Here is a 13,953-nt window from a genome sequence, read left to right as displayed (position 1 = left end):
AGGCGACCCTATATACAAACCCAAAGGTAGCCAGTAACAGAAAAGGCCCGGAGAGATAATCTCCAGGCCTTTTGTTTGGTGTACTACAGGATTGGCTGGTTTAGAAGATCGAGTTAGAAGATCGACTCAGCGGTGCCTGAACCCTCAGAACCACTGGCTTCTTCCAGCTCGCGGCTGATACGGCGCTGCTGGTAATCCGGCAAGTGATCCTGATGGAACAGTTCAGTGATACCTCCAGACTGGCCGTCAGATAAACGTTGGCCTGTCGTTGGGTCTACGCGCGCAGTGACAATCGTCGCGGGGCGCTCGGGCACGGCGTTCGGCGTACCTTCCAGGGCATCCCCCATAAACTCTACCCAAATGGGTAGCGCGGCCTGAGAACCATACTCAGAAATGGTCTCGTTGCTGTCCTTACCGACCCATACCGTAGTGACTAGATCGCTGTTAAAGCCCGCAAACCAGGCGTCACGCTGGCTGTTGGTGGTACCAGTCTTGCCGACGATATCCTCACGGTTAAGGCTCAGTGCGCCGCGGCCAGTGCCCGAGGTGATAACGTCACGTAGCATATCGCGTAGAATGTAGACAGCGGCTGGGTCGGCTACCCGTTTGGCGATCGGGTATTCGCGGCCATCAATTTCCACCGTCTCCTGGTCTTCGGCACAGCTGGGGCAGGCAACCTGCGGCGTGGCTTCATCAATCAGCTCATTGTCGTCGTCACGGGTAACCCGCTCAATAAACCAGGGCGACACCTGGAAACCACCGTTGGCGAGCACCGCGTAAGCGTTGGTCATTTCCATCGGCGTTAAGCTCGCGCTGCCTAGCGCTAATGATAAGCCACGAGGGAGCTGGGCGGGAGAGAAGCCGAAGCCCTCCAAAAAGTTAATCGTGTAATCCAGCCCCATGGTTTGTAGAACGCGAATAGTGACCAGGTTGCGCGAACGGGCAAGGGCTGGACGTAAGCGCATAGGGCCTTGGAAGTCACGGCTGGAGTTGACCGGCCGCCACAATGAGTTACTGCCATCGTCAAGCACCACGGGCGAATCATTAACGACGCTGGCGGCGTTCATCTCTCCATCCTCAAGGGCCGCTAAGTAAATAAACGGCTTGAAGATAGAGCCTGACTGGCGTCGTGCCTGTACAGCACGATTGAACTTGCTGGCGTTAAAGTCGAAACCGCCCTGGAGTGCCAGGATAGCACCCGTTTGAGGGTCTTGAGCGACCAGCGAGCCTTCGGTATCCGGCTGTTGAGAGAGGCGTAGCGAACCGTCTTCATTCTCAATGACGCGCACCATATCACCCCGTACGGCAATCTCCTCAGCCGAGCTGGGTGCAGCTCCGCGGCTCCGCGGGCTCAGGTAAGGGCGTGCCCAGTTCAAACCTTCCCAGCCGATCGTCTGTAGACCATCGTTGCGAGTTAGCACCTGCATTTCGCGGCCGCTACTTTCTACCACGATGGCGGGTTGAAGCAGGCCATAATTGGGCGTGCGCTCAAGCACCTGAACCCAGTTGCTGACGTCGCCCTCGATCCCTTCGACTTCCGTTTGGCTGCGCTGGGCGGCTTGGCGTGCGGTTTGGCGAATTTCGGGAGACTCAGAAAGCTCCTCCTCCAGGCCTTGGGTCGCGGTTTGCTCCTGGGCCTCGACAAGGCTTGCCGCAATCTCACGCTGCTCCGGCCCGCGCCAGCCATGGCGAAGGTCATAGGCCGTCAGGCCGTTGGCCAGCGCTTGGCGGGCAAAGGGCTGCAGCTCGCTATCAATCGTAGTGTAAATACGATAGCCACCGGTGTAAGCGTCATCGCCAAAGCGTTCCACGGCATACTGACGTGCCATTTCGGAGACATAGGCGGCATCGACTTCAGCTTGGGTATAGTGGCGGCGGGCCGTTACAGGATCCTGAACCGCTGTCTGATAGGTGGCATCATCGATGTAGCCGAGTTCGCGCATACGGAACAGAATCCAGTTGCGACGAATCAGCGAACGCTCGGAGTTAGCCAGCGGGTTAAAGGCAGAAGGTGCCTTGGGCAGCCCCGCAATCATGGCCGTTTGCGCTAGGCTAAGCTCGGCGAGGGGCTTGTCGTAATAGGTTTCGGCGGCGGCAGCGATACCGTAGGCGCGATTGCCCAGGAAAATCTTGTTCACGTAAAGTTCGAAGATTTCCTCTTTATCGAGTATCTGCTCCATTTGTAGTGCCAGCAGGATTTCACGAATTTTACGCGTAAACGTCTGATCGAGTGTCAGCATATAGTTACGCGCGACCTGCATGGTGATCGTCGAGCCGCCCGATTGGATATCGCCACTCATCGCAAGTTGAACCACCGCCCGCGCCAGGCCTCGCGGGTCGACACCGGCGTGGTCAAAATAGCTGGCATCTTCGGCGGCGATCAAGGCATTGATCATATCCTGCGGAATTTCATCAAAATTGATCGCCATGCGGCGCTCTTCGCCGAACTCGCCAATCAATTTACCGTCTTGGGTGAAAATACGTAGCGGTGTGTGCAGTTCGAAGTCCTGCAGTTGGCGAACGTCGGGCAGCCCTGGGGCAAAGTAAATGGCGGCCCCCACCACGGCTAAGGCGGTGGCGCCCACCAACGAGACGATGAGAAAAAACAGCGACACAATAAGGGTTCGAAGAAACGTCATGTACGAAGAGCACCCTGGGAAGAATGAAAAGATCGGCATCTAAACGGCCGTATCATGCAATTGGCAGCCATTATAGGAACCTGAAGCGGCGGCCACCAGTGTTGATATGCGCTAAGTGGGTTCGCGTGTGACGGAACTAAAAATCATGTAACCTCAAATCACATGTGAAAACGGGCGACAAGCAGGTGGAGCCAGACCCAATATGCGCTTTCTAAAACCTGGTAAAGGGTTGATTGGCGTCGATATTACCTCGGCGACCGTCAAGCTGCTTGAGCTAAAACAATGCCACGATCATTACCAGGTAGAAAGCTATGCCGTGCGACCACTTCGCGAAGGGGCGGTTGTGGAGCGTCGAATTCGCGATATCGATGGCGTTGCCAGTGTGCTTAGTCGTGCACTAGAACACGCTAAACCCTCTACCCGTAAAGCTGCAGTGGCTGTTCCCGCTAGCGCCGCGATTACCAAAACGCTGAGCTTCCCTATCGGGCTAAGCGATGAGGAGATCGAAGAGCGCATCGTGGCCGAATCCGACCGCCATATTCCATTTCCGTTCAATGAAGTGGCATTTGATTTTGAGTGCCTTGGCCCTGCGCCCTTTGACGATGAGCACCAGCAGGTAGTGTTGGTCGCCTGTCGGCAGCAGGATGTGACGCAGCTCACCGACACGCTAGAACAGGCAGGTTTAAAGCTTGCGGCAGTGGACGTGGAGACCTTCGCCATGGAGCGTTCACTTGCCGAGCTGCGGCGCCAGCTTAAGGTGGAGAATGACCCTACCGCCTGCTTTGGTCTGGTGGACATTGGTGCCAATATGAATGCTTTCCACGTCGTCCGCGGCGGGCATATCGTTTATACCCGCGATACGCTGTTTGGCGGCCGTCAGCTCACCGATGCGATTCGCGACCGCTACGATTTAAGCATGGAGGAAGCGGGTTTCGCCAAAGAGCGCGGCGGGCTACCCGATGATTACCATGAGCGTGTTCTCAACCCTTTTTTGGAAACCGTGGTGCAGCAGGTGGGGCGTTCCCTGCAGCTCTATTACACCGCCGGGCGTCAGCAAGAAGTGCAACACATCGTATTAGCGGGCGGTTCGAGTGTGATTCCAGGGCTTGCCGAGCGCATTGCTGAAGATAGCGGTATGTCGGTGACCATTGCCAATCCCTTCCAGAACATGCGGATGAACAAGCGCTTGAACCTTCAGGCGTTGACTAGCGATGCCCCAGCGATGCTTACCGCGGGTGGCTTGGCCATGAGGGTAAGTCAATGAGACATGGTCAATGAGAGTTAACCAATGAGCATGACGATTAATCTTCTGCCCTGGCGGGAAGCGCAGCGTGAACGGCGAACCCGCAAATTCTACGTCGTGGTGGCGGGCATGCTGGTGGTGGGTGTAGTACTGGGCCTGCTGGTCGCGCATTTTTACCAGCTCAAGCTGGCAGCCCAGCAGCAACGTAATGCTTACATTAGTAACCATATTGAGCGTCTTAATGCCGATATCGAGAGCGTCTCACGCTACTCCAGCGAAGCCGAGCGTTTAGGCGAGCAGATCGCGGTGTTTCAGGCGCTGCAGACCGAGCGAACGGATGCTGTGCAGCTGTTTAATGATGTGGCAGAGAGCGTGGCCAATGGCGTCATTTATCAACGCTTATCGAAGAGCGGGAATAACGTCAGTGTTACTGCGGTGGCAGGCAGTGATCGCCAGGTTTCCGAGCAACTGCGCCGCATTGCCGCTCTACCGGGGTTGGCTGTGCCCTCGCTATTGGCGGTAGAGAGTGAGCAAAACGGCTCAGGCCGAGTATTTCGTTTTGATGTGGAACAGACCACCGCAGCGCTGCCGCAAGGCGTTGAGGAGGCGCTTCCATGACGCTTAACCGCGAGCAGTGGGCTATTGAGTGGCAGCACCTGTGGGATGTCGACTGGCGGGATCTAGACGTTAAAGAGGCCGGCGGCTGGCCGTGGCTATTAAAAGTGCTGTGCTGCTGCTTGGCGCTGCTGGCAGCATTGAGCGTCATGCTGTGGCTAGTGGTGAGTGAACAGCGCGAGGCCTTGATGGTCGCCCAGCGCCAAGAAGCCAGGCTGCTGAGCGAATACCGCAGCAAAGCCTCGCAAGCGGCCTTCCTGCCGGAAATGCGCGATCAGTTGGCGACTCTGGAAGGGCAGGTGGGGCGCTTGCGTACCATGCTCCCTACCGATGCAGAAATCCCCTCGCTGCTGGATAGCATTAGCGATGCCGCCGCCGATAACCGCCTGACCATTGAAACGATTCGGCTGCGCACAGCGCAAGCCCAGGCCCATTATGTCGAGCAGCCGCTGGATATACAGGTGCGTGGCGGCTATCACCAGTTAGCGCGCTTTAGTGCCGATATCGCCTCGCTACCCCGCATGGTGACCCAGCACGATTTTAACCTGGAACCCGCCGATGGCCGCGGCGAAGCGCTGCGTCTTTCGCTTTTGGCCCGCACCTACCGCTATGTGGAGGAGAGCGACCAAACCTCCACAGAGGGGGCGCAGGCGCCATGAGAGCTGAACAACTGCTTTTTGTAGCAACAAGAAGGACAAGAAGGGCAACCTCGGCCGTCACCTTGACGGTCTCCGCGGTGGTGCTCACCGGCTGTGCAGACGCCGACTTGGCTCAGCTTGAAGGCACGCTGGCCGATATTCGTCAGACCCCTGGCGGGCAACCGCCAGTTATGGCTGTCGCGCTGCCCGAAAACCAAGATTTATCCTACTTGTATAGCGACGGGCGTAGCCCTTTTTTGCCTCCCGACGAGATTGCTCAGGATAGCGCTGATCGAGGCGAAGTTGCGCTCGCTCCCGACCGGCAGCGCGCGCCAGAGCCGCTGGAGCGCTTCTCACTGCAAGAGCTGCGATTGGTCGGTACTATGCGTATGGGAGAGCGACAAGTGGCGTTGATTGCATCGCCGGATGGCAACGTGACCAGCGTCAAAGAGGGTAACTATATGGGCACCGACTATGGGCGTATCGCCCAGATCAACGCCCAAGAAATACGCGTTACCGAACGGGTGTTCACTCAGCCTGAAGGGTGGCAGGAGCGGCAAGTGTCACTAGTCATCAACGAAAACAGCGAGTAAGCGGATACAGCTCATGGCAGTTACAGCTTGGCGAATCACTCTCTACATGGCCATGGCCGCACTATGCTTACTGTTGCCCTCATTGGCAGCTGCCTCGGTGCTGACCGGTATTGAGGTTCAACCCGCTAAGAACGGTGGAACCCATCTTGACCTGCGTTTTACCGGTGATATGCCTGAACTACGCAGCTACCGCTTAGACTCTCCTCCCCGAGTGACGCTGGATTTGGCAGCAACCCAAAGTGGTCTCACTGATCGGCGCATCAACGTTAATCGTAACGGTATCGAACAGATTACCGCGCTGGAGGGCAATGGCCGCACGCGTTTGGTGATCAATCTGAGCGAGTCGCAGGCGTTCACATCACGGGTAATGGATGATCGCCTACGCATTACCTTTGCTTCAGGTGCCAGCCGCTTGCCTAGCCCTTCGCCCAGCATCGCCTCAGCGGGGCTTGAAACCGATGAAGGGCCGCAGGTTGAGAATATTGACTTTCGTCGCGGTGCAGATGGTGCCGGACGGTTGATAGTCACCTTTGATCGCGAAGGCGTCGAGGCGAACGTGCGGGAAGGTGGCCCCGATCAAGTGATGGTGGATCTGCGCGATGTGGCGATTCCAGACTCGCTTAACCAAATCTACGATGTCACCGATTTCGCCACTCCCATAACACGGATTACGCCCCGCACCAGCCAGGACGCCACCCAGTTAGCGATCGCCACGCAGGGTGCTTATGCGATGATCTCCACGCAAAATGGCCGCACGCTGACTGTGGAAGTCCAGCCCGCCAGTCAGAAGGCGCAACCCTCCCAGACGACAGGTGAACGCTTCACCGGCGAACGGTTGAGTCTTAATTTTCAGGATATAGAAGTACGCTCGGTGCTAGCGAAACTGGCCGAATTTACCGGGCTAAATTTAGTCGCCAGCGATAGCGTATCGGGGCGTGTAACGCTCAATTTAAATGATGTGCCCTGGGATCAGGCGCTCGAACTGATTCTGCAAAGTAAGAGGCTATCGAGCCGTGAGCAGGGCAATGTGATCGTGGTAGCGCCCGCTAGTGAATTGGCCGATTTGGAACGCCAAGAGCTAGAGGCGCGCAATCAGCGTGAAACGCTCTCGCCGTTGGTCACCGAGTTTATCGAGATCAAGTATGCGCGGGCCAAAGATTTAGCTCAGTTGCTACGCGGAGGTGGCGATGACGGCTTTGGTTTGCTCACCGAGCGGGGGCGCGTCAGCATTGATAACCGCACCAATACGCTGCTGGTGCAAGATACCGCTGATCAAGTGCGCGATATCGCCCGCACCATTGACCGCCTGGATGTGGCTGTTCGGCAGGTACAGATTGAGGCACGCATTGTCATTGCAAGGGACACTGCTTCCCGTGAACTGGGAGTTAACTGGGGTATGTCGAGTACCCGCGGTTTTCAGGAGGCGGAAGATGGCACCTTCAGCCGACGCGATATCAACCCCGATGGCATCAACCGGGCACAGGGCGGCCTGGCTGTGGATTTAGGTGCTGCCACTGGGCCGGGCACCGGTTTTAGCTTTGGCTACTTATCTGGTGATATCCTGTTGGATTTGGAGCTGCGCGCACTGGAAAGCGAAGGGAAAAGCCAGACTATTTCTCAGCCCAGAATTATTACCGCCAATCAACGTACCGCCAAAATTAGCCAGGGTGAAGAGCGTGCCTTTCAGAGTGTGGATGGCAACGACAACCTGGATACCGAATTCAAAGAAGCCGAGCTTTCATTGGAAGTCACCCCGCAGATTACCCCGGATAACCGCATTATTATGGATCTGGTGATTAAAAATGACAGTTTTCGTGAATCGGAGTTTGGCGGTGAACCGCCGATTGATACCAACCAGATTGAGACCCAAGTGCTGGTAGATAACGGCCAAACGGTGGTGTTAGGCGGAATTTTGACCACCGAAGAGCTGCGCCAAATCGCCAAAACACCGCTTTTGGGTGATATTCCTTTGCTCGGTAGACTGTTTCGCTATACCGAAGAGAGCAATGAAAAGGTAGAGTTGTTAGTCTTTATTACTCCACGACTCCTAGACGATGGCTTAACGGTTCGCTGATGCAGGATTTACCCAATTTATTTCTCATAGGCCCCATGGGGGCTGGCAAAAGCACCATTGGTCGCCTATTGGCGGCCGAGCTTGCGCGCCCGTTTTACGACAGTGACCACGCCATCCAAGACCGCTGCGGGGCAGATATCCCGTGGATTTTTGATGTCGAGGGCGAGCAGGGCTTTCGCCTGCGGGAAATTCATATGATTGATGAGCTAACCCGGCTCTCTCCGGTCGTGGTCGCCACTGGCGGCGGTGCGGTGCTGCGCGAAGAGAATCGCCGCGCACTGCGCGAGCGTGGCACGGTGGTTTATCTGCTGACCACCGTCGACCAGCAGCTCAAACGGACAGCGAAAGATCGCAACCGGCCGCTGCTGCAGTGCGCCAACCGCGAGCAGGTGCTCAACGATATGTTTGCCCAGCGCGACCCGCTCTATCGCGCCACCTCGGATATTGCCGTGCGCACCGACCGGCGCAGCCCGCGAGCGGTGGTCAATGAAATTCTGCGCCGGGTGCATCGGTTGGTAGATCCACTTGAGCCCTCATCATCGTCGGCTAAAACGCTTAACCATAAGGTATCACCATGAACTCGACAGCCAGCGCGCAACGCACCCTTCATGTTGCTTTAGACGAGCGCAGCTATCCGATTCATATTGGCACCGAGCTGATGGGGCGTGCCGATATGCTAACGCCTTATCTGGCCGGCCAGCAGGTGATGGTCGTCACTAACGAGACTATCGCGCCGCTCTACCTGGACAAGCTTTGCGCTAGCCTGCCGGATCATCTGGAAGTGCGCACGGTCATACTCCCCGATGGCGAGCAATACAAAACCATCGAACAGGTCAGCCGTATTTGGGACGCGCTGCTAGAGGCCGGTTTTAACCGCCGCTGCACGCTAATTGCTTTAGGCGGTGGAGTGATCGGCGATATGGTCGGCTACGCCGCCGCTTCCTATCAGCGAGGTGTAGCGTTTATCCAAGTGCCCACCACGCTGCTTTCCCAGGTGGATTCGTCGGTGGGGGGCAAGACCGGCGTTAACCATCCGCTGGGGAAAAACATGATTGGCGCCTTCTGGCAGCCCAAAGCGGTGCTGGTGGATATTGATACGCTCAAGAGTCTGCCCCGTCGCGAACTCTCCGCCGGGCTGGCCGAGGTTATCAAGTACGGCCTGATCCGCGACGAAGCGTTTTTAAGCTGGCTGGAAGCCAACATGCCCGCACTACTTGATGTGGAGCCTGAGGTCGTCGCAGACGCCATTGCACGAAGTTGCCAAATCAAAGCAGACATTGTTGCCGAAGATGAGACGGAACAGGGCGTCCGCGCGCTGCTCAACCTGGGCCACACCTTTGGTCATGCCATTGAGGCGCATCAGGGCTACGGCAACTGGCTACACGGCGAAGCCGTGGGCGCTGGCATGGCCATGGCGGCAACGCTTTCCCGACGCTTGGGCTGGCTCACCGATGCGGCGCTAGCACGCAGCCTGGCGGTGATCGAGAGCGCCGAGCTACCGTTAGCGGCACCGGCGAATATGACCAGCGATGACTTTTTAACCCGCATGCGGCTGGATAAGAAAAATATCGATACGCGGCTGCGATTGGTGCTGCTTAACGCCCTGGGCGATGCTTGTGTTAGCGATGCCACGCCCGTTGATGTCCTTCGCACGCTGCTCGATGATTACCCGCGCTGTCCAGTGGAAAAGTAATCCTTTCACAAGCTAGTCATTCCAAAAACTGGTCAGCTATATCCTATCCGCCCAATGGATCGCTCCTTACGTAGAGTGGTTTTCATTGGGCGGTTTTTTATTCGCTCGGCTACATCGTGAGCCCATTTGTCGAACGCTGTTTTATATAATCCGTATGCCTTATGCGCTATCGGCATGGGTTTTTGGGCGCTGTTTAGACTAAAGTTTAATGGAAAATAAAAAGCGTTAAAATAGCGTTTTACCTTGTTACAAGTGGTTGAAGTATATGTATTTTTTCCTTGAATGAGGATGCAAATACAGGATTTGAAAAGAGTTTCTCTAACGATGTGGGCGCCAAGAGATTGCGCAAAGTGGCTAGCAATCGCTATGCTGACCGGCCATTTTGTTGCGGCAGCGAACTTGGGAAGTACCCCATTCTGGGCAGGTTATAAGCACTATAAAAAAAGCGAAACCGTCCTTTATACCATAAGCACGCTGCTAAAAAAATACGCTGACTAGTAGAGGCACGCCCATGAATAGAGGTCTTCACCAGCCTGGCGAGTTTCGCGATAACTGTGGTTTTGGCCTGATTGCCCATATGGAAGGCCAGGCTAGCCACGATTTGCTGAAAACTGCCATTGAATCCCTGACCTGCATGACCCACCGGGGCGGCATTGCTGCCGACGGCAAAACCGGCGACGGCTGTGGTTTGCTGTTGAAAATGCCCACCCCGTTTATGCAGGCGCTGGCCAAAGAAGCATTCGATGCCGAGCTGGGCGAACGCTTTGCTGTGGGTGTGGTGTTTCTACCCAACGATGATGCCCGTGAAGCGCATGCCCGCGACACTCTGACGGGTGAGCTGGAAGCGCGTGGTCTTAACGTGTTGGGCTGGCGCGATGTGCCCACTGACTCCAGCGTTTGCGGCCCCATGGCGCTGGACTGCCTGCCACGTATTCGTCAGCTGTTTGTGCAGCCAGGCCAGGGTGAACACTTCGATGTTGACCTGTTTATGGCCCGCCGCCGCGCCGAGCAGGCGCTACGCAACGAAGAGGACTTCTACGTCGCCTCGCTCTCGTCAGAAGTGGTCTCCTATAAAGGCCTGGTGATGCCGGAAGACCTACCGGCGTTTTATCAGGACTTGAATGACCCGCGCCTGGAAACCGCCATCTGCGTGTTTCACCAGCGCTTCTCGACCAATACTGCTCCGCGCTGGCCGTTGGCACAACCGTTCCGTCTATTGGCCCATAACGGCGAGATCAACACCATCGAGGCCAACCGCGGCTGGGCGAACTCGCGTAAAGCCAACTTCGTTAACGAGCGTCTGCCGGATATCACCGAGCTGGACGAGATCGTTAACACCACCGGCTCCGACTCCTCCAGTATGGACAACATGCTGGAAGTGTTGCTGACCGGCGGTATGGAGCTGCATCGCGCGGTACGCATGATGGTGCCGCCCGCCTGGCAGAACGTAGAGACCATGGACGCCGAGCTGCGCGCCTTCTACGAATACAACTCCATGCATATGGAGCCGTGGGATGGCCCTGCGGGTGTGGTCATGACCGATGGCCGCCAAGCGGTGTGTATGCTCGACCGTAACGGCCTGCGCCCGGCGCGCTGGGTAATGACCAAGAATGGCTACATTACCCTGGCCTCTGAAATCGGCACCTACGACTATAAGCCGGAAGACGTGGTCGCTAAGGGCCGCGTTGGCCCTGGTCAAATGCTCGCCGTGGATACCGAAACCGGCGAAGTGCTGCACACCACTGATATCGATGAGCGGCTGAAATCTGCCTACCCCTATAAGCGTTGGCTTAAGCAGGAGGCGAACTATTTAGAGTCGGCACTGACCGAGCTTGCGCGTTTCCAAACCATGGATGCCGATTCGCTCAACGTTCAGCAGAAGTTGTTCCAGGTTAGCTTCGAAGAGCGTGACCAGGTGCTGCGCCCGCTGGCAGAGAGTGGCCAGGAAGCCGTTGGCTCCATGGGAGATGATACGCCCATGGCGGTGCTGTCGAGCCGCCCGCGCCTGCTGACTGACTTCTTCCGTCAGAAGTTTGCCCAGGTCACCAATCCGCCCATCGACCCGCTGCGCGAAGCGATCGTGATGTCGCTGGAAACCTGCTGTGGCGCTGAGCTTAACGTCTTTAAAGCGACGCCTGAGCACGCGCACCGCTTGATCTTGACCACGCCGGTACTGTCCCCACGCAAGTTTACCGCCCTGGTTAGCCAGGACGATCCTGCGTTTGCCAGCTATACACTGTCGTTGGGTTACGATCCCGATCAGCAGAGCTTGCATCAAGCGCTTAAGGCTTTATGTGAGGAGGCAGAAGCTCAAGTCCGCGCCGGTAAAGTCATTCTGGTACTCACCGATGCGGAGCTGACGAAAGGCCTGATTCCCATTCAGGCCGCCCTGGCCGTGGGTGCCGTGCACTCTCACTTAGGCCGGTTGGCGCTGCGCCCCAACGCCAACATCGTGGTAGAAACCGGCTACGCTCGCGACGCCCACCAAATGGCGGTGCTGTTTGGCGTGGGCGCTACGGCGGTTTATCCGTGGCTCGCTTATCAGGTCATGGCGGATATGCACCGCACGGGCGAGCTGACCGGCAACCCGGCTGACGGTCGTGAGAACTACCGTAAAGGGCTGCAGAAAGGCCTGTTCAAGATCCTGTCTAAAATGGGTATCTCGACGCTGGCTTCCTACCGCGGCTCGATGCTGTTTGAAGCCGTGGGCTTGGCAGATGAAGTAATGGATCTCTGCTTTGTCGGTATGGCCTCGCGCATTCAGGGCGCCGGTTTTGCCGAGCTTCAGATGCAGCAAGCGCTGCTGGCGAAAGATGCCTGGATTCCCCGTAAAGGAATCTCCCAAGGCGGCATGTTCAAGTATGTGCACGGCCACGAGTACCACGCCTACAACCCCGATGTGGTGATGTCACTACAGGCGGCGGTTCAGGAAGGCAGCTATACCAAGTGGAAAAAGTTTGCTCAATTGGTGAACGAGCGGCCTGTGGCCACTATTCGTGACTTGCTCAAGCTCAAGCCTGCGGAAACACCGATTGCGCTGGAAGACGTAGAGCCGGTTGAAGATTTACTGCCGCGCTTTGATAGCGCCGGTATGTCACTGGGGGCGCTATCGCCGGAAGCCCACGAAGCGCTGGCCCAGGCCATGAACGAAGCCGGCGGGCGTTCCAACTCCGGTGAGGGCGGTGAAGATCCAGCCCGCTACGGCACCATTCGCAGCTCCAAGATCAAGCAGATTGCCTCTGGCCGCTTTGGTGTAACCCCGGCGTATCTGGTCAATGCAGAAGTACTGCAGATCAAGGTCGCCCAAGGTGCCAAGCCCGGTGAGGGCGGTCAGCTACCCGGCGGTAAGGTAAACCAGCTGATTGCTCGGCTGCGCTACGCAGTCCCCGGCGTCACGCTGATTTCACCGCCGCCGCACCACGATATTTACTCTATCGAGGATTTGGCCCAGCTGATTTTTGACCTTAAGCAGGTCAATCCGGATGCCCAGGTGTCGGTGAAACTGGTTTCCGAGCCGGGGATCGGCACGATCGCCACCGGTGTGGCCAAGGCCTACGCGGATTTGATTACCGTATCAGGCTACGACGGCGGTACAGCGGCAAGCCCGCTGACCTCAATCAAGCACGCCGGTTCACCCTGGGAATTGGGGCTGCCGGAAGTGCATCAGGCGCTGCGCATCAACGGGCTGCGCGATAAGATTCGCCTGCAGACCGATGGCGGCCTGAAAACCGGTCTGGATGTGGTCAAAGCGGCGATTCTCGGCGCCGAGAGCTTCGGTTTCGGCACCGCGCCCATGGTGGCGTTGGGCTGTAAATACCTGCGTATCTGTCACCTCAACAACTGTGCCACTGGGGTCGCGACTCAGGATGACTTCCTGCGCGGCGAGCACTTCCGCGGCACCGTGGATATGGTCAAGAACTACTTCCGCTTTATCGCCGAAGAAGTGCGTGAGCTGATGGCTATGCTCGGTGTGTGCAAGCTCACTGATTTGATCGGGCGTACCGACCTTCTGGAAGTGCTTGAGGGTGATACGGCTTCCCAGCGTAAGCTCGATCTAACGCCGCTGCTGGCCAATGATTTTGTACCCAAAGATGCGCCGCAGTTCTGCAGGGTTAGCCGTAACGTGCCCCACGATCCGGGCGCTAAAAACCAGGAAGTGCTGGCGGCGCTGAAAGATGCTATCGAAAGCCAGTCGGGCGGTGAATTCCACTTCACCATCACCAACTGTGACCGCAGCGTGGGTGCACTCACCTCTGGTGCCATTGCCAAGCGATACGGTGAAGAGGGACTGGAAGCGGCGCCGGTCACGGCCAATTTCGTCGGCGTGGCGGGGCAGAGCTTCGGGGTATGGAATGCTCGGGGTCTGAATCTTTTCCTGGAAGGCGACGCCAACGACTACGTCGGCAAGGGCATGAACGGCGGCAGTATCGTGATTGTACCGCCCAAAGTCAGCCAGTT

At 57.1% G+C, this 13,953-nt stretch carries 9 protein-coding genes; 8 read left to right on the top strand and 1 reads right to left on the bottom strand.

Annotated features, from left to right (window positions below):
* Window positions 1–113: 113 nt before the first annotated feature.
* Window positions 114–2,639 (bottom strand): penicillin-binding protein 1A, encoded by a 2,526-nt coding sequence (locus HALA3H3_RS03835; RefSeq protein ID WP_022520009.1) that lies wholly within the window; start codon window positions 2,637–2,639, stop codon window positions 114–116.
* Between the two features lie 202 nt (window positions 2,640–2,841).
* On the opposite strand from HALA3H3_RS03835, the gene pilM reads away from it, so the two are divergent.
* From pilM to gltB, 8 genes are all read left to right on the top strand, one after another.
* Window positions 2,842–3,903, top strand: a complete 1,062-nt coding sequence (gene pilM, locus HALA3H3_RS03830) for a type IV pilus assembly protein PilM (RefSeq protein WP_022520008.1) — start codon at window positions 2,842–2,844, stop codon at window positions 3,901–3,903.
* A 24-nt stretch (window positions 3,904–3,927) separates the two neighbouring features.
* A complete protein-coding gene (locus HALA3H3_RS03825; RefSeq protein WP_022520007.1) occupies window positions 3,928–4,500 on the top strand; it encodes a PilN domain-containing protein in 573 nt (190 codons plus the stop codon).
* Window positions 4,497–5,156 carry a type IV pilus inner membrane component PilO gene (locus HALA3H3_RS03820; RefSeq protein ID WP_022520006.1) on the top strand — a complete coding sequence of 220 codons (660 nt, stop codon included), beginning with the start codon at window positions 4,497–4,499 and terminating at the stop codon, window positions 5,154–5,156. The genes HALA3H3_RS03825 and HALA3H3_RS03820 overlap by 4 nt, the downstream gene beginning before the upstream one ends.
* The gene (locus HALA3H3_RS03815) at window positions 5,153–5,728 is read left to right on the top strand and encodes a pilus assembly protein PilP (protein ID WP_022520005.1); all 576 of its coding nucleotides are present in this window, start codon (window positions 5,153–5,155) and stop codon (window positions 5,726–5,728) included. The genes HALA3H3_RS03820 and HALA3H3_RS03815 overlap by 4 nt, the downstream gene beginning before the upstream one ends.
* Before the next feature lie 13 nt (window positions 5,729–5,741).
* Window positions 5,742–7,802, top strand: coding sequence for a type IV pilus secretin PilQ (gene pilQ / locus HALA3H3_RS03810; RefSeq protein ID WP_022520004.1), 2,061 nt, complete (start codon window positions 5,742–5,744; stop codon window positions 7,800–7,802).
* A complete protein-coding gene (gene aroK / locus HALA3H3_RS03805) occupies window positions 7,802–8,380 on the top strand; it encodes a shikimate kinase AroK (protein WP_009286772.1) in 579 nt (192 codons plus the stop codon). The genes pilQ and aroK overlap by 1 nt, the downstream gene beginning before the upstream one ends.
* On the top strand, window positions 8,377–9,495 hold the full coding sequence (gene aroB, locus HALA3H3_RS03800; RefSeq protein WP_022520003.1) for a 3-dehydroquinate synthase: 1,119 nt from the start codon (window positions 8,377–8,379) through the stop codon (window positions 9,493–9,495). Before aroK ends, aroB begins: the two co-directional genes overlap by 4 nt.
* A 511-nt stretch (window positions 9,496–10,006) precedes the next feature.
* On the top strand, window positions 10,007–13,953 hold a 3,947-nt coding region (gene gltB, locus HALA3H3_RS03795), incomplete at its 3' end, for a glutamate synthase large subunit (protein ID WP_053856895.1).

This window comes from Halomonas sp. A3H3, assembly GCF_000982975.1.
GTDB lineage: Bacteria > Pseudomonadota > Gammaproteobacteria > Pseudomonadales > Halomonadaceae > Vreelandella > Vreelandella titanicae.
The sequence above is the reverse complement of the archived record's forward strand: the minus strand, read 5'-3'. Positions and strand labels throughout refer to the sequence as shown.